Source organism: Streptococcus oralis (genome assembly GCF_901543815.1).
GTDB lineage: Bacteria > Bacillota > Bacilli > Lactobacillales > Streptococcaceae > Streptococcus > Streptococcus oralis_CM.
This window is the reverse complement of sequence record NZ_CABEIU010000002.1, coordinates 1,892,570-1,915,814: the sequence shown is the minus strand read 5'-3', so window position 1 is coordinate 1,915,814 and position 23,245 is coordinate 1,892,570. Positions and strand designations below refer to the sequence as shown.

Sequence of the window (23,245 nt, the reverse complement as noted above, 5' to 3'; positions counted from 1 at the left end):
ATGAGATTGTTAAAACAAATTGGTATTTTCTTTTTACTCCCTTTTGTTGTGCTAATTGATGCACATATTGGACAATTGGTGGGATCCTTTTTCCCCCACTTTCATTTAGCCAGTCATTTTCTATTTTTATTTCTCTTATTTGAAACAATCGAAGTGTCAGAATATCTCTACCTAGCCTATTGTTTTATAGTGGGTTTGGTTTACGATATCTATTTTTTCCACTTGATTGGAATTGCCACGCTTTTGTTTATCTTGATAGGTGCTTCGCTCCACAAGTTCAATAGCGTGATTTTGACAAATCGTTGGACAAGGATGTTGACCATTATTGTGATCAGTTTTCTGTTTGATATGGGGAGCTATCTTTTGGCTCTTGCCGTGGGACTGACTGTAGATTCCATGCCGATATTCATCGTCTATAGCCTTGTCCCATCAATGATTCTGAACTTCTTATGGATTGTCATTTTTCAATTTATTTTTGAAAAAATTTATCTATAAGAAAGAAATATAAATGTAACAAAGGCGTAATATTTATTATGTCTTTTTTTGGTATACTAGTAATGTCTCAAATAGAAGGAGTATCGACAGAATATGAAGAAAAAAATCTTAGCGTCACTTTTGTTAAGTACAGTATTGGTCTCACAAACAGCAGTATTGACAACTGTTCGTGCAGAAACAACTGATGAAAAAATTGCTGCTCAAGATAATAAAATTAGCAGTTTAACAGCGCAACAACAAGAAGCTCAAAAGCAAGTGGATCAAATCCAAGGTCAAGTTTCAACAATTCAAGCAGAGCAAGCAAGCTTGCAAGCCGAAAACGAAAAATTACAAGCTGAATCTAAAAAACTTGAAGGAGAAATTACAGAGCTTTCTAAAAATATCGTGGCTCGTAATGCTTCTTTAGAAAAACAAGCACGTAGCGCACAGACAAATGGAGCTGCGACTAGCTACATTAATACAATTGTAAACTCAAAATCAATCACAGAAGCCATTTCACGTGTTGCTGCAATGAGCGAGATTGTATCAGCTAACAACAAAATGTTGGAACAACAAAAGGCTGATAAAAAAGCAATTTCCGACAAACAAGTTGCAAATAATGAAGCAATCAATACAGTTATTGCTAACCAACAAAAACTTGCTGATGATGCGCAGGTATTGACAACTAAGCAAGCAGAGTTGAAGGTTGCAGAGTTGAATCTTGCTGCTGAGAAAGCTACTGCAGAAGGTGAGAAAGCTAGTTTGCTAGAGCAGAAAGCAGCAGCAGAGGCAGAAGCACGTGCGGCTGCAGAAGCAGAGGCAGCTTACAAAGCACGTCAAACAAGCCAACAGCAATCAGTTGTTGCTTCTGGAAACACAAGTTTCTCAGCTCAAGTACAGGCAACATCAACAACTGACGAGGAAGATTCAAGCTACACTCCGGCACCTGCGCCAGCGCCTGCTAGACAACGTCCAACTTACAGCTCAAATGCTTCAAGTTATCCAACTGGTGAATGTACTTGGGGAGCTAAAACATTGGCACCTTGGGCTGGAGATTACTGGGGGAACGGAGCTCAGTGGGCAACAAGTGCAGCTGCAGCAGGATTCCGTACAGGTTCAACTCCACAAGTTGGTGCGATTGCATGTTGGAATGATGGTGGTTATGGACACGTAGCGGTTGTTACAGCAGTTTCATCATCAACTCGTATCCAAGTATCAGAATCAAACTACGGTGGAGATCGTACAATCGGAAACAAACGTGGATGGTTCAACCCAACCACAACTTCTGAAGGTTACGTAACATACATCTATCCAAACTAATGTATAAAACGAAGAGACTCAATCGAGTCTCTTTTAATGTTTTTATCCGAAAGTCCTACTAAAATTCTACTAAATAGCTTGAAAATACTGTTGAAATATGATAAAATAAAACCTGTCGTGTAAACGATAATACTCATTCTTGATGAATTGTGAAACTGTTGCCCTTGGGTCGTTTTGCAAGTTGAAATCGAGAAGAGGAAAAAACAAAAAGGAGAAATACTCATGGCAGTAATTTCAATGAAACAACTTCTTGAGGCTGGTGTACACTTTGGTCACCAAACTCGTCGCTGGAACCCTAAGATGGCTAAGTACATCTTCACTGAGCGTAACGGAATCCACGTTATCGACTTGCAACAAACTGTAAAGTACGCTGACCAAGCATACGACTTTATGCGTGATGCGGCAGCTAACGATGCAGTTGTATTGTTTGTTGGTACTAAAAAACAAGCTGCTGACGCTGTTAAAGAAGAAGCAGAACGTTCAGGTCAATACTACATCAACCACCGTTGGTTGGGTGGAACTCTTACTAACTGGGGAACTATCCAAAAACGTATTGCTCGTTTGAAAGAAATCAAACGTATGGAAGAAGAAGGAATCTTCGACGTTCTTCCTAAGAAAGAAGTTGCACTTCTTAACAAGCAACGTGCACGTCTTGAAAAATTCTTGGGTGGTATCGAAGACATGCCTCGTATCCCAGATGTAATGTATGTAGTTGACCCACATAAAGAGCAAATCGCTGTTAAAGAAGCTAAAAAATTGGGAATCCCAGTTGTAGCGATGGTTGACACAAACACTGATTCAGACGATATCGATGTAATCATCCCAGCTAACGATGACGCTATCCGCGCTGTTAAATTGATCACAGCTAAATTGGCTGATGCTATCATCGAAGGACGCCAAGGAGAAGATGCAGCAGCAGTTGAAGCAGAATTTGCAGCTTCAGAAGCTCAAGCAGACTCAATCGAAGAAATCGTTGAAGTTGTAGAAGGCGATAACGCTTAATTCATATAAATAGTAATTACCTAGGAGGGCGGGGCGTAGCCCGGCTCTCCTATTTTTAAAAAATATAGGAGAATCAAAATGGCAGAAATTACAGCTAAACTTGTAAAAGAGTTGCGTGAAAAATCTGGTGCCGGTGTTATGGACGCTAAAAAAGCGCTTGTAGAAACAGACGGCGATATCGAAAAAGCGATTGAATTGCTTCGTGAAAAAGGTATGGCGAAAGCAGCTAAGAAAGCTGACCGCGTTGCTGCAGAAGGTTTGACTGGTGTATTTGTTAACGGTAACGTTGCAGCAGTAGTTGAAGTAAATGCTGAAACTGACTTCGTTGCGAAAAATGCTCAATTCGTTGACTTGGTAAATGCAACAGCTAAAGTAATTGCTGAAGGTAAACCAGCTAATAACGAAGAAGCACTTGCTTTGACAATGCCTTCAGGTGAAACTCTTGAAGCAGCCTATGTATCTGCAACAGCTACAATCGGTGAAAAAATCTCATTCCGTCGTTTTGCTTTGCTTGAAAAAACAGATGCACAACACTTTGGAGCATACCAACACAATGGTGGCCGTATCGGTGTCATCTCTGTTATTGAAGGTGGAGACGAAGCACTTGCTAAACAAATCTCAATGCACATTGCTGCGATGAAACCAACAGTTCTTTCTTACAAAGAATTGGATGAGCAATTCGTTAAAGATGAGTTGGCACAATTGAACCACGTGATTGACCAAGATAATGATAGCCGTGCAATGGTTGGTAAACCAGCTCTTCCACACTTGAAATATGGATCAAAAGCTCAATTGACTGATGAAGTGATTGCTCAAGCTGAAGAAGACATCAAAGCTGAGTTGGCTGCAGAAGGCAAACCAGAAAAAATCTGGGACAAAATCATTCCAGGTAAAATGGACCGCTTCATGCTTGACAACACCAAAGTTGACCAAGCATACACACTTCTTGCCCAAGTCTACATCATGGACGATAGCAAGACAGTTGAAGCTTACCTTGAATCAGTAAATGCTTCAGTAGTTGAGTTCGCTCGCTTTGAAGTTGGTGAAGGTATTGAGAAAGCTGCAAATGACTTCGAAGCAGAAGTTGCAGCTACAATGGCAGCAGCCTTGAATAACTAATGATAAAAGAGGAAGCAATTTGCTTCCTTTTTCTTATGTGACTATTAGTCCGTCTCGCTCCGTGAGGTGCGAGACAAATAAACCACCCGCTATGCGGGTGCGCGTCGAAGGTTATACCAAAAAACTCCAAACGCGATACAATAAAGGTGTTCAAGCCAATTGTAAAGCGAAAGGAGAAAAATATGGCACAAAAGGCACATAGTTTATCACACACAAAGTGGATGTGTAAATATCACATTGTGTTCCCCCTAAGTATAGACGAAAAATCATTTATAATCAATATCGAAGTAGTTTGGGAGAAATATTCCACCGATTATGTAGTTATAAAGGAGCTGAAATTATCGAGGGTCACTTAATGCCAGACCATGTACATATGTTAGTAAGTATTCCACCAAGGATAAGTGTTTCAAGTTTCATGGGTTATTTAAAAGGCAAAAGTGCACTCATGATGTCTGACAAACACGCCAACCTTAAGTACAAGTTTGGAAATCGACATTTCTGGGCAGAAGGTTATTATGTGAGTACAGTGGGACTTAATGAAGCCACAATTAAGAAATATATTCAAGAGCAGGAAAAGCATGATATAGCACTAGATAAATTAAGTGTAAAAGAATAGGAGGATCCCTTTAGGGATAGTGGTAAGTAATGCGAACACCTCTTTGAGAGGTTTGTGAAGAGTCAAGAGCAATGAGGCTTGAACAACGTGAAAGCCAGCGTCTTTAGGCGCTGGCTGGTAATTTGGGCTTATAGCCCTGGTGCAAACCACCCGTTAGACGGGTGGTTATGATTTTGCTGTAGGGAACTTAGATTTTTCTTTAAATTGAACAAAGAAAAAGCCCTATAATAAGGGCTAAGTGCATTTAGGAGACTACACTTCAAATTCATAGAGTGCTGTAGACAAATAACGTTCGCCGTTATCTGGTGCTAAAGCAAGGACTTTCTTACCTGTACCTAATTTCTTGGCAACCTCAATTGCCCCGTAAATCGCTGCAGCTGAAGAAATCCCAACAAGGAAGCCTTCTTTTCCACCAATTTCACGGCCAAGTGTGAGTGCATCATCTGATGTTACACGGACGATACCATCATAGGCTTTTGTATCAAGTGTATCAGGAATAAATCCAGCTGAGATACCTTGAATTTTGTGAGGTCCTGGTTTTTCACCAGACAAGATAGCTGACTCGTCTGCCTCAACTGCATAAACTTGAATGTCTGGATTTGCTGCTTTAAGAGCGTGAGAAACACCTGAAATCGTTCCACCAGTACCAACACCACCCACAAAAGCATCTAGTCCATCAGAACCGAAAGCAGCCAGTATTTCAGCTCCTGTTGTTCTTTCGTGTACTTCAGGATTAGCTGGATTGTTAAATTGGAGTGGAAGGAAGCCGTCACGTTCAGCTGCGATCTCCTGAGCCTTGGCAATTGCGCCTTTCATTCCTTCGCTACCAGGAGTAAGGACGAGTTCAGCACCATAGGCTTGGATAATCTTACGTCGTTCCACACTCATTGTTTCGGGCATGACGATAACAACTTTATATCCCTTAGCAGCACCTACCCAAGAAAGTCCGATACCAGTATTTCCACTCGTTGCCTCAACAATGGTAGCACCTGGTTTTAGAATACCATCTTGTTCCGCTTTTTCAATCATGCTAAGGGCAATACGGTCTTTTACTGACGATCCAGGGTTAAAAGCTTCAAGTTTTACATAAACATCTGCAGCACCCTCTGGAACAATGTTGTTAAGTTTAACAATCGGTGTTTGTCCGATTAGTTCAGTGATATTGTTATAAATAGCCATAGATATACCTCTTTGTATAAGATGATACTAGTATAACGCGCTCAAGGCTATTTGTAAAATATAGAAATCCTATCAAAGCGATAGGATTTTTTTATATCAAAGGTCTGAGCTGTAAATCTGCGAATAAATTTAGTAGGTGCTATCTATATTTTTGTTTACAATAAGTTTACAGGAACTTCAACTTCTCGTAAACCTTGATCTGTTAAAGCAACCTTTCCATTAAAAAACTCCACAAGAGCAGCCTTGATATTTTCTTTCTCTTCCTTGTCAACATAAATTATCGTATCGACTTGATCTGTAAAGTTTGTATCCAGCTCCATGAGATCATGTTCTTTAAGGAAGTTACTGTACTCTTGGTATTGAGCGTAAGACATTTGAATGGCTATACCAGCTTGCTCTTTGATTTCAATAATGCCAATTTCTTTGACAGCCAAGGCCACACTACCTGCATAAGCGCGAATCAAACCGCCAGCGCCTAACTTAATTCCCCCAAAGTAGCGAGTAACCACTACGCAGACATTAGTAAGATTGTGATTTTCTAAGACACCGAGCATAGGGACTCCAGCAGTACCACTAGGCTCACCATCATCACTCGTACGCTTGATTTCACTTCGTTCCCCTACAATAAAAGCTGAGCAGTTATGGGTAGCTTTGTAGTGTTCTTTTTTGATGGTCGTGATGAAGTTACGAGCTTCTTCTTCACTATAGACACGCTTTGCGTGACAGATAAAGCGTGACTTTTTAATTTCTTCTTGGACTTGCCCGTCCTCTTTAATTGTTCTAAATTCCATGATTTAATTGTACTAAAAAAACACCTAAAGCGCTAGATTTTTACGAATAGAGAAGTATGAAAGTAAATCCAAATTATCTCGGTCGCTTATTTACTGAGAAAGAATTAACTAAAGAAGAACGTCAGATGGCCGTGAAACTGCCAGCAATGAGAAAAGAGAAGGGAAAACTTTTCTGTCAACGTTGTAATAGTACGATTCTAGAAGAATGGTATTTGCCTATTGACGCTTACTATTGTAGGGAGTGCTTGCTGATGAAGCGAGTCAGGAGTGATCAAGCTTTATACTATTTTCCGCAGGAAGATTTTTCTAAGCAAGATGTTCTAAAATGGCGTGGCCAATTGACTCCTTTTCAAGAGAAGGTATCGAAGGGATTGATCCGAGCAGTCAAAAAGAAAGAACCGACCTTAGTTCATGCTGTGACAGGTGCTGGAAAAACAGAGATGATTTATCAAGTTGTGGCCAAAGTGATTGATGATGGTGGTGCAGTATGTTTGGCCAGCCCTCGCATAGACGTTTGTTTGGAACTGTATAAGCGCCTGCAGAATGATTTTGCTTGTGAGATAGCACTACTTCATGGCGAATCAGAGCCCTATTTTCGAACTCCCCTAGTGGTTGCAACGACGCATCAGTTATTAAAATTCTATCATGCCTTTGATTTGTTGATAGTGGATGAAGTAGATGCCTTTCCTTATGTTGACAACCCTATACTTTACTACGCTGTAAACCAATGTGTAAAGGAAGATGGGTTAAGGATATTCCTTACAGCAACTTCTACAGATGAGTTAGATAAGAAGGTTCGCACAGGAAAACTAAAACGGTTGAGCTTGCCAAGACGATTTCATGGAAATCCATTGATTATTCCAAAGCCAGTTTGGTTATCGGATTTTAATCGTTACTTAGATAAGAGTCAGTTGTCACCTAAGTTAAAGAGCTCCATTGAGAAGCAGAGAAGAACAGGTTATCCCTTGTTAATCTTTGCATCAGAAATTAAAAAAGGCGAGAAACTAAAAGAAATATTGCAGGAACAGTTTCCAAATGAAAATATCGGCTTTGTTTCCTCTGTCACAGAAAATCGATTAGAGCAGGTGCAAGCTTTTCGAGATGGAGAGTTGACGATACTGATCAGTACGACAATTTTAGAGCGTGGAGTTACCTTCCCTTGTGTGGATGTTTTCGTAGTAGAAGCTAATCATCGTCTCTTTACCAAGTCTAGCTTGATTCAGATTGGTGGGCGAGTTGGGCGTAGTATGGACAGACCAACTGGTGAGTTGCTCTTCTTTCATGATGGATTAAATACTTCCATCAAAAAGGCAATCAAGGAAATCAAGCAGATGAACAAGGAGGCGGGATTATGAATTGTTTATTATGTGGCCAGTCAACAAAGAGTGACTTGACATTTAGTCACCTCTTACTGTTTAAGAATGAGCACAACTATCTTTGCTCAGCTTGTGATTCTACTTTTGAGAAGATTGGTGAAGACCATTGTCCAAACTGCATGAAAAGAGGGTTGTCAACAACGTGTCAAGATTGTAAACTTTGGTGTGAAGATGGGATTCAAGTTGATCATAAAGCAATCTTCACCTATAATCAAGCTATGAAAGACTTCTTTAGTCGATATAAGTTTGATGGGGATTTTCTGCTTAGAAAGGTTTTTGCTCCTGTACTTGCGGATGAGTTGAAAAAATATAGAGACTATGAATTTGTGGTAATTCCCCTAAGTCCTGAAAGATTGCTTGAGAGGGGATTTAATCAGGTTGAAGGTTTGGTTGAGGCAGCAGGATTTTCCTTTCAAGATTTACTAGGGAAAAGAGAAGAGAAGGCTAGTTCTTCTAAGAATCGCTCAGAACGATTAGCTACGGAAATTCCCTTTTATATTAAAACGGAAGCCCCTCTTCCTAAGAAGATTTTGGTTATTGATGACATCTATACGACAGGGGCGACTATCAATCGTGTGAAGCGACTTTTTGAAGAGGCAGGTGTTTTGGAAGTCAAAACTTTTTCTCTTGTAAGATAAGGAAAAAATTTGCAAAATGAAAATGAAAGCGTTATAATATAGTTAGAAAAATAAAAATGTTTAGAAAGAAGGTACTTATATGATTAAATATAGTATCCGTGGTGAAAACCTAGAAGTAACAGAAGCAATTCGCAATTATGTAGTTTCTAAACTCGAAAAGATCGAAAAATATTTTCAACCTGAACAAGAGTTGGATGCACGTGTCAACTTGAAAGTTTACCGTGAAAAAACAGCAAAAGTTGAAGTAACAATTCCACTTGGGTCAATTACTCTTCGTGCAGAAGATATTTCTCAAGATATGTATGGTTCTATCGATCTTGTAACAGATAAAATTGAACGCCAGATTCGAAAAAATAAAACAAAAATCGAACGCAAGAATAAAAATAAGGTTGCAACAAGCCAACTCTTTACAGATGCTCTAGTTGAAGATGCAAATGTTGTGCAGCCAAAAGTGGTTCGTTCAAAACAAATTGATTTAAAACCAATGGATTTGGAAGAAGCACTTCTTCAAATGGATTTGTTGGGGCATGATTTCTTTATCTATGTTGATGTCGAAGATCAAACAACAAATGTTTTGTATCGCCGCGAAGATGGTGAAGTTGGTTTGCTAGAAGTTAAGGAATCATGAAATCTTGACAACTATGTAAAAGTGGTTTACACAATTGTAAACCACTTTTGTATTGCATCATTATACAAGGTATAAATGGAGGTAGTTATGAAAGAGGTAGTGATTGTTTCAGCAGTGCGAACTCCTATTGGTTCCTTTGGAGGAAGCTTGAAGAATGTTTCTGCTGTTGATTTAGGAGCTTTGGTTATTAAGAGTGTTTTGGAGAAGGCGAGTGTGAAACAAGAGCAAGTAGATGAAGTGATTATGGGGAATGTCCTAGGCGCAGGTTTAGGTCAAAACGTAGCTCGTCAAATGAGCATTCAAGCGGGGCTCCCTGAATTTACACCAGCCTTTACCATTAATAAGGTTTGTGGTTCTGGGTTGAAGGCAGTTCAGTTAGCTGCTCAAGCGATTCGATGTGGCGATGCAGATATTATCGTAGCTGGTGGTGCAGAAAACATGAGTCAGACTCCATATGTTTTGCCAAACTTCCGTTGGGGCGGCCGTATGGGAGATTCGAAAGTGGTAGACACCATGATTAAGGACGGTTTGTCTGATGCTTTTAACGAATACCATATGGGGATTACAGCTGAGAATGTGGCTGAGGAATATGGTATTAGCCGGGATGAACAAGATGCTCTTGCTTTGGAATCACAAAAACGAGCAGTGGCGGCTATAGAATCTGGACGCTTTAAGAAAGAGATTGTTCCAGTGGTCATTCCTCAACGCAAAGGTGATCCTATTGTCTTTGATACAGATGAATTTCCTAGAAAAGATGCCAGCTTGGAGAGCTTGTCTAAGCTAGGTCCTGTTTTCAAAAAAGACGGTTCTGTTACAGCAGGTAATGCATCAGGTATCAATGACGGAGCAGCTGCTGTCTTGGTCATGAGTGCTGAAAAAGCTGAAGAATTGGGACTCCCAGTGATTGCTCGTATTCATTCGTATGCAAGTGCAGGTTTGGATCCTAAGATGATGGGATGTGGACCGATTTATGCGACTCGCAAGGCTCTTGAAAAAGGCAATTTGACAGTTGAAGATCTCGACTTGATTGAGTCAAATGAAGCCTTTGCTGCCCAGGCTTGTGCAGTTGGTAAAACACTTGGTTTCAACACAGATATTGTCAACGTCAATGGTGGCGCCATTGCTCTTGGTCACCCAATTGGGGCTTCCGGTTGCCGTATCCTAGTAACGCTGGTACATGAGATGATGAAACGTGATGCTAAAACTGGGTTAGCGACTCTCTGTATCGGAGGAGGGATGGGGACTGCCCTTATCGTGGAACGTTAGGTGTTAGTGATCTGAACACGTGGGTAGGAGGGTGATGATTCCCTCCTCTTTTTGTGTCTGAAGTTAGAGAAATCAATCATGAAAGAAAGGCTTGCATCTTTTAAAAGGTCGCTTTTTAAGGGTTATTGTGATATAATAATGCGCAAGAGGTTTAGAATGAAAAAAAATAATTTAATCCCGTTTTCTGCAGTCTTGCTAGGACTTGCAACTTTCGGAATCTTAACTTTGCTGATTATTTTTTCACATAATCTTGCTGTAACAATCACTGTTTTGTTTTTATTTGTACTGTTTTATCTGCTTTTGTTTGTATGGCAAAAAAAACAGTATGAAAAGAGCGAAATTGAACAAATCCAATATGTAAATCACCAAGCCGAAAATAGCTTGAGTACTTTGCTTGATCAAATGCCGGTGGGAGTCCTGAAATTAGACTTATCAAGCGGAGAAGTAGAATGGTTTAATCCCTATGCTGAGCTAATTTTGACTACTGAAGAAGGCGAAATTGATGTTGAGTTAATTCAAACCATCATCAAGGCTTCTGTTGGGAATCCTGGTTCGTATGCTACCTTGGGCGAAACACGCTATGCCGTTCATATGGACAAGGCTTCGGGTGTTTTGTATTTCTTTGATGTTTCTGGGGAGTACGAAGCAACTGTCGAATTGGTAACTAGCCGTCCAGTCATTGGAGTCATCTCGGTAGATAACTATGATGATTTGGAGGATGCGACATCTGACTCTGATATCAGCCATATCAATAGTTTTGTAGCCAATTTTATTTCAGAATTTGCAAGTAAGTATGCTATGTTCTCTCGCCGTGTGGGGATGGATCGTTTTTATGTATTCACAGATTACACAGTACTCGAGGAATTGATGAATGATAAATTCTCTGTTATTGATACTTTCCGAGAAGAATCAAAACAGAGGCAACTAGCTCTAACCCTAAGTATGGGATTTTCTTATGGTGATGGAAACCATGAAGAGATAGGGAAAATTGCCTTGCTCAACTTGAACTTAGCAGAAGTTCGCGGTGGTGACCAGGTGGTGGTCAAGGAAAATAACGAAACCAAGAATCCTGTCTACTTTGGTGGAGGAACTGCTGCATCTATCAAACGTACTCGTACACGTACCAGAGCCATGATGACAGCCATTTCTGATAAGATTCGAAGTGTTGACCAAGTTTTTGTAGTCGGTCATAAAAATCTAGATATGGATGCTTTGGGATCTGCTGTTGGTATGCAGTTGTTTGCAAGTAATATTATTGAGAACAGTTATGCTGTCTATGATGCAGACCATATGCCAGCAGATATCGAACGTGCTATTCAGTTCTTGAAGAAGGAAGATGTCACGAAGCTTTTATCTCTTACAGATGCGATGAAGTTAGTTACAAACCGCTCATTATTGATTCTGGTGGATCATTCCAAGACGGCTTTGACTTTGTCAAAAGATTTTTATGATTTGTTCACTCAAACTATTGTTATTGACCATCATAGACGTGATCAGGATTTCCCTGAGAATGCAGTCATCACCTATATCGAAAGTGGAGCAAGTAGTGCGAGTGAGTTGGTCACAGAGTTGATTCAGTTCCAAAATTCTAAGAAAAATCGTTTGAGTCGTATGCAGGCTAGTGTACTGATGGCTGGTATGATGCTGGATACCAAAAACTTTACGTCACGAGTAACGAGTAGAACCTTTGATGTAGCTAGCTACCTCAGAACACGGGGAAGTGACAGTATTGCTATCCAGGAGATTGCTGCGACAGATTTTGAAGAATATCGTGAGGTAAATGAACTCATTTTACAAGGACGTAAATTGGGTTCAGATGTCTTAATTGCCCAAGCTGAGGACTCAACTACTTATGATACGGTTGTCATCAGTAAGGCTGCCGATGCTATGTTGGCTATGTCTGGTATTGAGGCTAGTTTCGTTCTAGCAAAAAATACACAAGGATTTATCTCAATCTCAGCTCGAAGCCGCAGTAAAATCAATGTCCAACGGATTATGGAAGAACTGGGCGGTGGTGGTCACTTTAACCTAGCTGCTGCGCAGATTAAGGATATGAGTCTATCAGAAGTTGGAGAAAAATTGACTCAACTTATTTTAGATGAATTAAAAGAAAAGGAGAAAGAAGAATGAAAGTAATCTTTTTAGCAGATGTCAAAGGAAAAGGGAAAAAAGGCGAAATCAAGGAAGTGCCAACTGGCTACGCCCAAAACTTCCTGATTAAAAAGAATTTGGCTAAGGAAGCGACTGCTCAGGCAATCGGTGAATTGCGTGGAAAACAAAAATCAGAAGAAAAGGCTCATGCAGAGATGTTAGCAGAGGCAAGAGCCATCAAAGCCAAGCTTGAAGCAGAAGAGACTGTCGTAGAGTTTGTTGAAAAAGTTGGACCAGATGGCCGTACCTTTGGATCCATCACCAACAAGAAAATTGCAGAAGAATTGCAAAAGCAGTTTGGTATCAATATTGACAAGCGTCACATTCAAGTAAAAGCACCAATTCGAGCAGTAGGTTTGATTGATGTACCAGTAAAAATCTACCAAGATGTAACAAGCGTCATCAATCTTCGTGTAAAAGAAGGTTAAGTTTACAACTTCTTGACAAGATTATAAAAGGAAGGAAAGTCGGATGGCAGAAGTAGAGGAACTGCGAGTTCAACCTCAGGATATTTTGGCCGAACAATCTGTTCTGGGGGCTATTTTTATAGATGAGAGCAAGCTCGTTTTTGTCCGAGAATACATTGATTCTCGAGACTTCTTTAAGTATGCTCATCGGTTGATTTTCCAAGCGATGGTAGATTTGTCGGATCGTGGAGAGGCGATTGATGCGACGACAGTTCGAACGATTTTGGATAGCCAAGGGGATCTCCAAAATATTGGTGGCTTGTCCTATCTTGTTGAAATTGTCAACTCTGTACCAACTTCAGCTAATGCGGAGTATTATGCTAAAATCGTAGCCGAAAAGGCTATGCTACGTCGCTTGATTTCCAAGTTGACAGACTCTGTCAACCAAGCCTATGAGGCTTCTAAGCCTGTAGATGAAATCATTGCTCAAGCTGAAAAGGGACTCATTGATGTTAGCGAAAATGCCAATCGTAGTGGTTTCAAGAACATCCGTGATATTCTAAATATCAACTTTGGGAACCTAGAAGTTCGGTCACAACAAACAACGGATATCACTGGTATTGCAACGGGCTACCGTGATTTGGATCATATGACGACAGGTCTCCATGAGGAAGAGCTGATTATCCTAGCGGCGCGACCAGCGGTTGGTAAGACAGCCTTTGCCTTGAACATTGCTCAGAACATCGGGACTAAGTTGGACAAGACTGTAGCTATCTTTTCACTGGAAATGGGTGCGGAAAGTCTAGTAGATCGTATGTTGGCGGCCGAAGGCTTGGTGGAGTCCCATTCTATCCGTACGGGTCAATTGACTGATGAGGAATGGCAAAAATATACCATTGCTCAAGGGAACCTAGCCAACGCGAGTATCTATATCGATGATACTCCAGGGATTCGGATTACGGAAATTCGTTCTCGTTCTCGTAAACTGGCTCAAGAAACAGGAAATCTTGGTTTGATTTTGATAGACTATTTGCAGCTTATCACGGGAACTGGTCGAGAAAATCGTCAACAAGAGGTTTCGGAAATTTCACGTCAGTTGAAAATCCTAGCAAAGGAACTAAAGGTTCCAGTAATCGCTCTTAGTCAGTTATCTCGTGGAGTGGAACAGCGTCAGGATAAGAGACCAGTCTTGTCTGATATTCGTGAATCTGGGTCTATTGAGCAAGACGCTGATATCGTAGCCTTTCTTTATCGCGACGATTACTATGAGCGTGGTGGTGAAGAAGAGGAAGGAATTCCAAATAACAAGGTAGAGGTTATCATCGAGAAAAACCGTAGTGGAGCTCGCGGAACGGTGGAATTGATTTTCCAAAAAGAATACAATAAATTTTCAAGTATCTCAAAGAGGGAGGCATAAGATGTCAGATGCATTTACAGATGTAGCCAAGATGAAAAAAATCAAAGAAGAAATCAAGGCGCATGAGGGACAAGTCGTTGAAATGACTTTGGAGAATGGCCGTAAGCGCCAAAAAAATCGATTGGGTAAGCTAATTGAGGTTTATCCATCTCTATTTATTGTTGAATTTGGGGATGTTGAGGGAGACAAACAAGCCAATGTCTATGTCGAATCCTTCACCTACTCAGATATCTTGACAGAAAAGAACTTGATTCGCTATCTAGACCAAAAATCATAAAATGAAGTGGGCTTTGCTCACTTTTTTCTTTTTCTCCCGAATAGTATAAAGGAGGGTAACCTCGGAAATTTATATTATTAAGGAGAATGAATGACGTTTTTAAAATCAGGAGTTAAGAAGAGTGGATATACTCAGTTGGGTGTAGGACTGGCTACTTTGTTCGTTACGAGTACCTTTTTGTTTGGTGGGGAATCGGTTCAGGCTGACAGTGTAGCGCGTGGAGATGACTATCCACTTCACTACAAAAATGGTAGTGTGGAAATCGACCAGTGGCGGATGTATTCTCGCCAGTGTACGTCTTTTGCGGCCTTTCGTTTGAGTAGTGTGAATGGCTTTGAGATTCCTCCTGCCTACGGAAATGCGAATGAATGGGGATATCGTGCAAAGCGAGAAGGCTATCGTGTGGATACTAAGCCAGAAGTTGGAGCTATTGCTTGGTCGACAGAAGGTTACTACGGGCATGTGGCCTGGGTATCTAATGTATCAGGGGACACGATTGAGATCGAAGAGTATAACTATGGCGTTAGGGAGAAATACAATCGTCGAAGTGTAAAAGCTAGCTCTATGACAGGCTTTATCCATTTTAAGGACTTGGTAGGGAATGGTGGTAGAACTGAAAGTCCTATCAGGTCAGGGTTGGCGTCTAGTGGGACTCATACGTTTACTCAAAAATCTGCCATTCGAAACCAGCCGTCAAGTACAGCACAGGTTATTGACTACTACTATCCTGGTGAAAATGTTAGCTACGACCAAATCGTAGAAAAGGACGGTTATAAATGGCTTAGCTACCTATCCTATAGTGGAACGAGAAGATACGTCCAGCATACAGAAACAGAATCGGTGGAGAATGGTTGGAAGAAGCAAAACGGTATTTGGAATTACCGTGAGAACGGGAAACTCGCAACTGGTTGGAAGAAAATAAACGGCAGTTGGTATCACTTTAAAGACAATGGGACCATGTCAACAGGTTGGGTAAAGGATAGTTCGCATTGGTACTATCTAAAGGCATCGGGGGAGATGCAGACAGGATGGCTCAAGGAAAACGGAACATGGTATTATTTGGAAAGTTCAGGGGCTATGAAGTCTAGTCAGTGGTTCCAAGTAGGAGGAAAATATTACTACGTCAATGCTTCAGGGGCTTTAGCAGTGAATACCATTGTGGATGGCTATCGAGTAGATAGTAACGGAGCTAGAATCTAGAAAGAATATAAAAAAGAAGACTTCACGACCATTTGTCTATTCTTTCCGATGGTATTTTTCCCCGCTTTCCTTTATAATGGGTGTATGGACAAGAAAAAATTATTATTGATTGATGGATCTTCTGTTGCCTTTCGAGCTTTTTTTGCGCTTTATCAGCAGCTGGATCGTTTTAAAAATGCTAATGGACTTCATACCAATGCAATCTATGGCTTTCAACTCATGTTAAATCATGTCTTGGAGCGAGTTGAACCCAGCCATGTTTTGGTAGCTTTTGATGCAGGTAAGACGACTTTCCGAACAGAGATGTATGCAGACTATAAGGGTGGTCGCGCGAAAACTCCAGATGAGTTTCGTGAGCAATTTCCCTTCATTCGTGAGTTGTTAGACCATCTTGGGATTCGCCATTATGAGTTGCCCCAGTATGAAGCGGATGATATCATCGGGACTCTTGGTCGCTTGGCTGAGAAGGATTCTTTTGATGTGACCATTGTCAGCGGGGACAAGGACTTGATCCAGTTGACGGACGAGCATACGGTGGTCGAGATTTCCAAGAAAGGCGTGGCTGAGTTTGAGGCCTTTACACCAGCTTATCTCATGGAAAAGATGGGCCTCACACCAGCTCAGTTCATTGATCTTAAGGCTCTTATGGGTGATAAGTCTGATAATATCCCTGGTGTCACGAAAATTGGTGAAAAGACGGGTATCAAGCTCTTGATGGAGCATGGTTCGCTTGAGGGTATTTATGAAAATATTGATGGGATGAAGGCTTCTAAGATGAAGGAAAATCTCATCAATGACAAGGAACAAGCCTTTTTGTCTAAAACCTTGGCGACTATTGAGACAAATGCACCGATTGAGATTGGCCTTGATGATTTGCTCTATAGTGGCCCAGATGTGGAAAATCTCGGGAAATTCTACGATGAGATGGGCTTCAAACAACTCAAACAAGCTTTAAATATTTCGTCAACGGATGCACCTGAGAGCTTGGATTTCACTATCGTTGACCACGTCAGTCAAGACATGCTGAGTTCCGACTCTATCTTCCACTTTGAACTCTTTGGTGAGAACTACCATACAGATGACTTGGTTGGTTTTGCCTGGTCCTGCGGAGATAAACTTTACGCTACAGACAAACTTGAGCTCTTGCAGGAGCCGATTTTCAAGAATTTTCTAGAAAAAACACCTCTGAAAGTGTATGACTTTAAAAAAGCTAAGGTTCTCTTAAATCGCTTGGGTTTGAATCTGCAGGCCCCTGCTTTTGACAGCCGTTTGGCAAAATACTTACTCTCAACAGTCGAGAACAATGAAATTTCAACCATTGCGAGTCTCTACGGCCAGACTTATCTGGCTGATGATGAGACTTTCTACGGTAAGGGGGTCAAGAAAGCCATCCCTGAGAGAGAGAAATTCTTGGAACACCTGGCTCGCAAGGTTGCTGTTTTGGTTGAGACCGAGCCTGTTTTGCTTGAAAAACTCAGTGAACATGGGCAGTTAGATCTCCTCTATGACATGGAGCAACCTTTGGCTTTTGTCCTTGCCAAGATGGAAATTGCTGGGATCAAGGTCAAAAAAGAAACCCTGCTTGAGATGCAGGCTGAAAATGAGGTCGTTATTGAGCAACTCACTCAAGAGATTTACGAACTGGCTGGTGAGGAGTTTAATATCAATTCACCTAAGCAGTTGGGCGTTCTTCTCTTTGAAAAACTGGGTCTTCCTCTAGAATACACCAAGAAAACTAAGACAGGTTACTCGACAGCCGTGGATGTGCTAGAGCGGCTGGCTCCTATTGCGCCGATTGTTAAGAAAATCCTCGACTACCGTCAGATTGCTAAGATTCAATCTACCTATGTGATTGGTTTGCAAGACTGGATTTTGGATGATGGCAAGATTCACACGCGCTACGTGCAGGATTTGACTCAGACTGGGCGTTTGTCTAGTGTGGATCCAAACTTGCAAAACATTCCTGTGCGTTTGGAGCAAGGCCGTCTCATTCGTAAGGCTTTTGTGCCTGAGTGGGAGGATAGTGTGCTGCTCAGCTCGGACTATTCGCAGATTGAGTTGCGCGTTTTGGCTCATATTTCTAAAGATGAGCACTTGATTAAGGCCTTTCAAGAGGGAGCAGATATCCATACCTCAACAGCCATGCGGGTCTTTGGAATTGAACGTCCTGAGGATGTGACTCCAAACGATCGTCGTAATGCCAAGGCGGTAAACTTCGGAGTGGTTTACGGGATTTCAGACTTTGGCTTGTCTAATAATCTGGGGATTAGTCGTAAAGAGGCTAAAGCCTACATTGACACTTACTTTGAACGCTTCCCAGGTATTAAAAACTACATGGATGAGGTGGTGCGTGAGGCGCGTGATAAGGGCTATGTAGAGACCCTCTTCAAGCGTCGTCGTGAGTTGCCAGATATTAATTCGCGCAACTTCAACATTCGTGGTTTTGCAGAGCGGACTGCCATCAACTCTCCTATCCAGGGCTCAGCAGCAGATATTCTCAAGATTGCTATGATCCAGCTAGACAAAGCTCTAGTTGAAGGTGGCTATCAGACCAAGATGCTGTTGCAAGTGCACGATGAAATCGTTCTTGAAGTTCCAAAGGCAGAATTAGCAGCCGTCAAAGTACTGGTGAAACAAACCATGGAAGAAGCCATTCAGCTCAGTGTTCCTCTCATTGCAGATGAAAATGAAGGAGCAACTTGGTACGAGGCTAAATAAGAAAGATATGATAGAGTTTGAAGTACTTGCCTTCAAACTCTTTTTCATGATTTTCTGTAAGCAGTTTCCTTGACTTATCCTTTTTTTTACGTTATCATATGTCCATATAAGATACGGGAGTCTGTGTACAGTCTGAGAGGAAGTGTTAAACTTCGACCGCACCTGATCTGGGTAATGCCAGCGTAGGGAAGGATACTTAGCCGAATTCTGCACCTTTTCCGTATATGGAAGGGGTTTTCTTTTTGTTAAAAGGAAGCCTAGAAGAGGAGGTTTTTATGAAAGCAAGCATTGCCTTGCAAGTCTTGCCCCTATCACAGGGGATTGACCGGATTGCTATTATCGATCAGGTTATTGCTTATCTGCAAGCTCAATCTGTGACTATGGTGGTGACACCATTTGAAACGGTATTGGAAGGGGAGTTTGATGAGCTCATGCGCATTCTCAAAGAAGCGCTAGAAGTGGCAGGGCAGGAGGCAGATAATGTCTTTGCCAATGTCAAAATAAATGTAGGAGAGATTTTAAGCATCGATGAGAAACTTGAAAAGTATGATGAGACGACACATTAGTCTTTTGGGCTTTATAGGAGTCTTGTCAGTCTGGCAGTTAGCGGGAATATTCAAACTTTTACCCAAGTTTATCTTGCCAACCCCTTTTGAAATTCTCCAGGCATTTGTTCGTGACAGAGAATTTCTCTGGCACCATAGCTGGGCGACCTTGAGAGTGGCTTTACTGGGGTTGGTTCTGGGAGTCTTGATTGCCTGTCTCATGGCGGTGCTTATGGACAGTCTGACTTGGCTCAATGACCTTATCTACCCTATGATGGTGGTTGTCCAGACTATCCCGACCATTGCCATAGCCCCTATCTTGGTCTTGTGGCTAGGTTATGGGATTTTGCCCAAGATTGTCTTGATTATCTTGACGACAACCTTCCCTATCATCGTCAGCATTTTAGACGGATTTAGGCATTGTGACAAGGATATGCTGACCTTGTTTAGTCTGATGCGGGCCAAGCCTTGGCAAATCCTTTGGCATTTTAAAATTCCGGTCAGTCTGCCCTACTTTTATGCAGGTCTGAGAGTCAGTGTCTCCTACGCTTTTATCACAACAGTGGTATCTGAGTGGTTGGGAGGCTTTGAAGGACTAGGTGTTTACATGATTCAGTCCAAGAAACTGTTTCAGTATGATACCATGTTTGCCATTATTATTCTGGTGTCGATTATCAGCCTTCTTGGTATGAAGTTGGTCGATGTCAGCGAAAAATATGTGATTAAATGGAAACGTTCATAGGACAAGAACGTTTGAGAAAAAGAAAAGAGGAAATGAAAATGAAGAAAACATGGAAAGTGTTTTTAACGCTTGTAACAGCTTTTGTAGCTGTCGTGCTGGTGGCTTGTGGCCAAGGAACTGCTTCTAAGGACAGTAAGGAAGCGGAACTCAAGAAGATTGACTTTGTCCTAGACTGGACGCCAAATACCAACCACACAGGGCTTTATGTAGCCAAAGAAAAAGGATATTTCAAAGAAGCTGGAGTGGATGTTGACTTGAAATTGCCACCAGAAGAAAGTTCTTCTGACTTGGTTATCAATGGTAAGGCACCATTTGCAGTGTATTTCCAAGACTACATGGCTAAGAAATTGGAAAAAGGGGCCGGAATCACTGCCGTTGCCGCTATCGTAGAGCACAATACATCAGGAATTATCTCTCGTAAATCTGACAATGTAAGCAGTCCAAAGGACTTGGTTGGTAAGAAATACGGTACTTGGAATGACCCCACTGAACTTGCTATGTTGAAAACCTTGGTAGAATCACAAGGTGGAGACTTTGAGAAGGTCGAAAAAGTACCAAACAACGACTCAAACTCAATCACACCGATTGCCAATGGCGTCTTTGACACTGCTTGGATCTACTACGGTTGGGATGGTATCCTTGCCAAATCTCAAGGCGTAGATGCTAACTTCATGTACTTAAAGGACTATGTCAAGGAGTTTGACTACTACTCACCAGTTATCATCGCTAACACCGACTATCTAAAAGACAACAAAGAAGAAGCTCGCAAAGTCATCCAAGCTATTAAAAAAGGCTACCAATATGCTATGGAGCATCCAGAAGAAGCAGCCGATATCCTCATTAAGAACGCACCTGAACTCAAGGAAAAACGTGACTTTGTCATCGAATCTCAAAAATACTTGTCAAAAGAATACGCAAGTGACAAGGAAAAATGGGGACAATTTGACGCTGACCGCTGGAATGCCTTCTACAAATGGGATAAAGAACATGGTATCCTCAAAGAAGACTTGACTGACAAGGGCTTCACTAACGAATTTGTAAAATAATGACAGAAATTAGACTAGAACACGTAAGCTATGCCTATGGCGATGAAAAGATTTTAGAGGATATCAACCTGCAGGTGACTTTGGGTGAAGTGGTTTCTATCCTGGGACCTAGTGGTGTTGGAAAGACCACCCTCTTTAACCTAATCGCTGGGATTTTAGAAGTTCAGTCAGGGCGAATTGTCCTTGACGGCGAGGAAAATCCTAAGGGGCGCGTGAGTTATATGCTGCAAAAGGATCTCCTCTTGGAGCACAAGACGGTGCTTGGCAATATCATCCTGCCTCTCTTGATTCAAAAGGTGGATAAGGCGGAGGCCATTGCCCGAGCGGATGAAATCCTTGCGACCTTCCAGCTGACAGCTATACGGGATAAGTATCCCCATGAACTCAGTGGTGGGATGCGTCAGCGTGTGGCCTTGCTTCGTACCTACCTTTTTGGACACAAGCTCTTTCTCTTGGATGAGGCCTTTAGCGCCTTGGATGAGATGACCAAGATGGAACTCCACGCTTGGTATCTGGAGATTCACAAACAGCTGCAGCTGACGACCTTGATCATTACACATAGCATCGAAGAGGCCCTCAATCTTAGCGACCGCATCTATATTTTGAAAAATCGCCCTGGGCAAATTGTTTCAGAAATTAAACTAGATTGGTCTGAAGGTGAGGACAAGGAAGTCCAAAAGATTGCCTACAAGCGTCAAATCTTGGCAGAATTAGGCTTAGATAAGTAGAAAAATAGGGAGTTGGTGAAGATTATCCTTTACCAGCGCCCTTTTTCTTTTAAAAATGAGAAAATTTCGGTATAATAGTCAATTATACCGAAATCATTCTATAATCGTTGATACATAAGGGTTTTATGTGTCGATTTTTTAATTTTGTGGACTTTTTTAAGAACTTTTTATTTTTTCTAGGGCAGTTTCAAAGAATGAGACTGCTCTTTTTTGGTTCTCTTTTGATAAATGGCTGTAAGTGTCCATAGTTACAGATATTTTTGCATGGCCAAGCCGTTTCTGTATTTCCTTGTATGGTAGTCCGGCATTAAGCAAGATACTAGCGTGAGTGTGTCGGAAAGCATGAAAGCCTAAGTCAGTACAGTTAGCGTTTTTTAAGTGCTTATGTAGACGATAATCAACCTTTCGAGTATTGATATAGTTGTCAAAGCTATCAGAGAATACTTTTTCATAGGTTAAGCCAATGTTTCTACCGTTTTCTGCTTGTCTTGCTCGGTAGAGACGAAGCATGAGCACTGTTTTATGATCGATATCTAGAACTCTATAGCTTGATTTTGTCTTAGGACTGTTTACCTGGTTTAAAATGTTGAGTGTTTTGTTAATATCGATCGTTCCGTTCTGCAGGTCAATATCAGACCATTCCAGGGCCAGACATTCACGGATGCGCAGTCCAGTAGCTAGGAGCGTTTTATAAAGCACAGTATCATAGAAATTGACAAAGGTATTCTCCAGGTTATCGAGATAGGAGAGGAAGTTTTTAAGTTCCTGATCTTGAAAGTATTTAATTTCTTGTTTATCTCTTGTTATCTTTCTAGGAATGACAATATCACGAGCAGGGTTATTGTCTAATGCTTGAATAGAAACTCCGTACTGTAGAATACGTTTATTTAAGGCATGAAGGTGATTATATTCTTTATACCCCGTTCCGTCCTGATTATACTCTTCCGCCCACTTATTTACCTGAGTTTGGATAATAACAGGGGTAAGTTTATCTAGTTTGTAAGTACCAAATGAGGGTAAGAGGTAATTATTTAAGCAGCCTTTTATCTTTATCTGCGTGTTAGTCTTTATGGTATGCTGGTAGGTTTGCCAAAATAAGTCTACAAGTTCGCTATAGGTTGTTATAGTGAGCGTTGTTTCCGTGTAGAGCCGTTTTTCTCAAATTCTACCTTAGCCTGGGTGACCTTGTTTCTGAGTTCTTTCTTTGTTCGTGCTGATATGGTAGTCTTGACCTTCTTACCAGTTACAGAATCAATGCCAAGATAGATACTAGAGCGGTAGACTGCTGATCCGTCTTTTTTCGTGTGTTGTGTAATCTTCATGGTTTTACTCCTTTTCCATCAGCAGGCAAGCAATTAGAAAAGGTTTTGAGTTTATAGAGTGTAATAAATCACAAGTACGTTATTGTTTTTACAATATTTCTAATAATTTTTTATTGATAGTTTTTAGAAGTTGACTATCACTTCTAAAAATTATAAAATAGTGTTGAAGAATGTGTCTTTTTCTAAAATTAGTTTAGAACCTGCCCTTCTCCTAGCAAATCCCCGCTAGTCCCAACGATAGTTTTCTGCATCTCGAGCAGTCCTCTATCGTTTTTTTTTTTTG

20 protein-coding genes and 2 pseudogenes are annotated in these 23,245 nt (G+C 41.1%); 19 read left to right on the top strand and 3 right to left on the bottom strand.

Going from position 1 to position 23,245, the window contains the following annotated elements:
* The 5 genes and pseudogenes from mreD (at window position 1) to tnpA (ending at window position 4,531) form a co-directional block, all read left to right on the top strand.
* A complete protein-coding gene (gene mreD, locus FQT28_RS09755) occupies window positions 1-495 on the top strand; it encodes a rod shape-determining protein MreD (RefSeq protein WP_132972919.1) in 495 nt (164 codons plus the stop codon).
* Between the two features lie 93 nt (window positions 496-588).
* Window positions 589-1,794, top strand: coding sequence for a peptidoglycan hydrolase PcsB (gene pcsB / locus FQT28_RS09750; protein ID WP_143990039.1), 1,206 nt, complete (start codon window positions 589-591; stop codon window positions 1,792-1,794).
* A gap of 222 nt (window positions 1,795-2,016) precedes the next feature.
* On the top strand, window positions 2,017-2,796 hold the full coding sequence (rpsB, locus tag FQT28_RS09740) for a 30S ribosomal protein S2 (RefSeq protein ID WP_143990038.1): 780 nt from the start codon (window positions 2,017-2,019) through the stop codon (window positions 2,794-2,796).
* A 78-nt stretch (window positions 2,797-2,874) separates the two neighbouring features.
* A complete protein-coding gene (tsf, locus tag FQT28_RS09735; protein WP_084948207.1) occupies window positions 2,875-3,915 on the top strand; it encodes a translation elongation factor Ts in 1,041 nt (346 codons plus the stop codon).
* A gap of 182 nt (window positions 3,916-4,097) precedes the next feature.
* Window positions 4,098-4,531, top strand: a pseudogene (tnpA, locus tag FQT28_RS09730) (IS200/IS605 family transposase).
* 252 nt (window positions 4,532-4,783) lie between these two features.
* On the opposite strand, the gene cysK reads toward tnpA, so the two are convergent.
* Window positions 4,784-5,710 (bottom strand): cysteine synthase A, encoded by a 927-nt coding sequence (gene cysK, locus FQT28_RS09725; protein WP_125449743.1) that lies wholly within the window; start codon window positions 5,708-5,710, stop codon window positions 4,784-4,786.
* A gap of 155 nt (window positions 5,711-5,865) precedes the next feature.
* Window positions 5,866-6,501, bottom strand: a complete 636-nt coding sequence (locus FQT28_RS09720; RefSeq protein WP_125449745.1) for a YigZ family protein — start codon at window positions 6,499-6,501, stop codon at window positions 5,866-5,868.
* Between the two features lie 56 nt (window positions 6,502-6,557).
* Between FQT28_RS09720 and FQT28_RS09715 the strand changes: the two genes are divergently transcribed.
* The 14 genes from FQT28_RS09715 to FQT28_RS09650 all read left to right on the top strand — a co-directional run bounded on the left by FQT28_RS09715 (window position 6,558) and on the right by FQT28_RS09650 (window position 21,640).
* On the top strand, window positions 6,558-7,856 hold the full coding sequence (locus FQT28_RS09715) for an ATP-dependent helicase ComFA (RefSeq protein ID WP_125449747.1): 1,299 nt from the start codon (window positions 6,558-6,560) through the stop codon (window positions 7,854-7,856).
* Window positions 7,853-8,515 carry a ComF family protein gene (locus tag FQT28_RS09710; protein WP_125449749.1) on the top strand — a complete coding sequence of 221 codons (663 nt, stop codon included), beginning with the start codon at window positions 7,853-7,855 and terminating at the stop codon, window positions 8,513-8,515. The genes FQT28_RS09715 and FQT28_RS09710 overlap by 4 nt, the downstream gene beginning before the upstream one ends.
* 79 nt (window positions 8,516-8,594) lie before the next feature.
* Window positions 8,595-9,143 carry a ribosome hibernation-promoting factor, HPF/YfiA family gene (hpf, locus tag FQT28_RS09705; protein WP_000599119.1) on the top strand — a complete coding sequence of 183 codons (549 nt, stop codon included), beginning with the start codon at window positions 8,595-8,597 and terminating at the stop codon, window positions 9,141-9,143.
* Between the two features lie 87 nt (window positions 9,144-9,230).
* On the top strand, window positions 9,231-10,409 hold the full coding sequence (locus tag FQT28_RS09700) for an acetyl-CoA C-acetyltransferase (protein ID WP_143990037.1): 1,179 nt from the start codon (window positions 9,231-9,233) through the stop codon (window positions 10,407-10,409).
* A 156-nt stretch (window positions 10,410-10,565) separates the two neighbouring features.
* Window positions 10,566-12,539: a DHH family phosphoesterase gene (locus FQT28_RS09695; RefSeq protein WP_143990036.1), complete on the top strand. Its 1,974-nt coding sequence runs from the start codon at window positions 10,566-10,568 to the stop codon at window positions 12,537-12,539.
* Window positions 12,536-12,988: a 50S ribosomal protein L9 gene (gene rplI / locus FQT28_RS09690; RefSeq protein ID WP_000864206.1), complete on the top strand. Its 453-nt coding sequence runs from the start codon at window positions 12,536-12,538 to the stop codon at window positions 12,986-12,988. Before FQT28_RS09695 ends, rplI begins: the two co-directional genes overlap by 4 nt.
* Window positions 12,989-13,031: 43 nt before the next feature.
* Complete coding sequence (gene dnaB / locus FQT28_RS09685) at window positions 13,032-14,384, top strand: replicative DNA helicase (RefSeq protein ID WP_143990035.1); 1,353 nt, start codon at window positions 13,032-13,034, stop codon at window positions 14,382-14,384.
* Between the two features lies 1 nt (window position 14,385).
* Window positions 14,386-14,661, top strand: coding sequence for a Veg family protein (locus FQT28_RS09680; protein WP_143990034.1), 276 nt, complete (start codon window positions 14,386-14,388; stop codon window positions 14,659-14,661).
* Window positions 14,662-14,751: 90 nt separating this feature from the next.
* Window positions 14,752-15,861, top strand: a complete 1,110-nt coding sequence (locus FQT28_RS09675) for an N-acetylmuramoyl-L-alanine amidase family protein (protein ID WP_143990033.1) — start codon at window positions 14,752-14,754, stop codon at window positions 15,859-15,861.
* Between the two features lie 84 nt (window positions 15,862-15,945).
* Entirely contained in the window at window positions 15,946-18,579 is a 2,634-nt protein-coding gene (gene polA / locus FQT28_RS09670; RefSeq protein ID WP_143990032.1) for a DNA polymerase I, read from the top strand.
* Window positions 18,580-18,854: 275 nt separating this feature from the next.
* Window positions 18,855-19,145, top strand: coding sequence for a thiamine-binding protein (locus FQT28_RS09665; RefSeq protein ID WP_000647674.1), 291 nt, complete (start codon window positions 18,855-18,857; stop codon window positions 19,143-19,145).
* Window positions 19,108-19,866: an ABC transporter permease gene (locus tag FQT28_RS09660; protein WP_125449761.1), complete on the top strand. Its 759-nt coding sequence runs from the start codon at window positions 19,108-19,110 to the stop codon at window positions 19,864-19,866. The genes FQT28_RS09665 and FQT28_RS09660 overlap by 38 nt, the downstream gene beginning before the upstream one ends.
* 38 nt (window positions 19,867-19,904) lie before the next feature.
* On the top strand, window positions 19,905-20,912 hold the full coding sequence (locus FQT28_RS09655) for an ABC transporter substrate-binding protein (protein ID WP_125449763.1): 1,008 nt from the start codon (window positions 19,905-19,907) through the stop codon (window positions 20,910-20,912).
* Window positions 20,912-21,640, top strand: a complete 729-nt coding sequence (locus FQT28_RS09650) for an ABC transporter ATP-binding protein (RefSeq protein ID WP_125449765.1) — start codon at window positions 20,912-20,914, stop codon at window positions 21,638-21,640. Before FQT28_RS09655 ends, FQT28_RS09650 begins: the two co-directional genes overlap by 1 nt.
* Window positions 21,641-21,796: 156 nt before the next feature.
* Here FQT28_RS09650 and FQT28_RS09645 read toward each other — a convergent pair.
* Window positions 21,797-22,962: pseudogene (locus FQT28_RS09645) on the bottom strand (tyrosine-type recombinase/integrase).
* Window positions 22,963-23,245: the final 283 nt, after the last annotated feature.

Excerpts from the sequence above, each read along its gene's own strand:
- pcsB (WP_143990039.1), top strand. The coding sequence starts at position 589 with ATGAAGAAAAAAATCTTAGCGTCACTTTTGTTAAGTACAGTATTGGTC.
- FQT28_RS09695 (WP_143990036.1), top strand. The coding sequence starts at position 10,566 with ATGAAAAAAAATAATTTAATCCCGTTTTCTGCAGTCTTGCTAGGACTT.
- FQT28_RS09710 (WP_125449749.1), top strand. The coding sequence starts at position 7,853 with ATGAATTGTTTATTATGTGGCCAGTCAACAAAGAGTGACTTGACATTT.
- FQT28_RS09675 (WP_143990033.1), top strand. The coding sequence starts at position 14,752 with ATGACGTTTTTAAAATCAGGAGTTAAGAAGAGTGGATATACTCAGTTG.
- tsf (WP_084948207.1), top strand. The coding sequence starts at position 2,875 with ATGGCAGAAATTACAGCTAAACTTGTAAAAGAGTTGCGTGAAAAATCT.
- FQT28_RS09700 (WP_143990037.1), top strand. The coding sequence starts at position 9,231 with ATGAAAGAGGTAGTGATTGTTTCAGCAGTGCGAACTCCTATTGGTTCC.
- polA (WP_143990032.1), top strand. The coding sequence starts at position 15,946 with ATGGACAAGAAAAAATTATTATTGATTGATGGATCTTCTGTTGCCTTT.
- FQT28_RS09665 (WP_000647674.1), top strand. The coding sequence starts at position 18,855 with ATGAAAGCAAGCATTGCCTTGCAAGTCTTGCCCCTATCACAGGGGATT.
- FQT28_RS09655 (WP_125449763.1), top strand. The coding sequence starts at position 19,905 with ATGAAGAAAACATGGAAAGTGTTTTTAACGCTTGTAACAGCTTTTGTA.
- FQT28_RS09660 (WP_125449761.1), top strand. The coding sequence starts at position 19,108 with ATGAGAAACTTGAAAAGTATGATGAGACGACACATTAGTCTTTTGGGC.
- rpsB (WP_143990038.1), top strand. The coding sequence starts at position 2,017 with ATGGCAGTAATTTCAATGAAACAACTTCTTGAGGCTGGTGTACACTTT.
- FQT28_RS09650 (WP_125449765.1), top strand. The coding sequence starts at position 20,912 with ATGACAGAAATTAGACTAGAACACGTAAGCTATGCCTATGGCGATGAA.
- FQT28_RS09715 (WP_125449747.1), top strand. The coding sequence starts at position 6,558 with ATGAAAGTAAATCCAAATTATCTCGGTCGCTTATTTACTGAGAAAGAA.
- hpf (WP_000599119.1), top strand. The coding sequence starts at position 8,595 with ATGATTAAATATAGTATCCGTGGTGAAAACCTAGAAGTAACAGAAGCA.
- rplI (WP_000864206.1), top strand. The coding sequence starts at position 12,536 with ATGAAAGTAATCTTTTTAGCAGATGTCAAAGGAAAAGGGAAAAAAGGC.
- dnaB (WP_143990035.1), top strand. The coding sequence starts at position 13,032 with ATGGCAGAAGTAGAGGAACTGCGAGTTCAACCTCAGGATATTTTGGCC.
- cysK (WP_125449743.1), bottom strand. The coding sequence starts at position 5,710 with ATGGCTATTTATAACAATATCACTGAACTAATCGGACAAACACCGATT.
- FQT28_RS09680 (WP_143990034.1), top strand. The coding sequence starts at position 14,386 with ATGTCAGATGCATTTACAGATGTAGCCAAGATGAAAAAAATCAAAGAA.
- FQT28_RS09720 (WP_125449745.1), bottom strand. The coding sequence starts at position 6,501 with ATGGAATTTAGAACAATTAAAGAGGACGGGCAAGTCCAAGAAGAAATT.
- mreD (WP_132972919.1), top strand. The coding sequence starts at position 1 with ATGAGATTGTTAAAACAAATTGGTATTTTCTTTTTACTCCCTTTTGTT.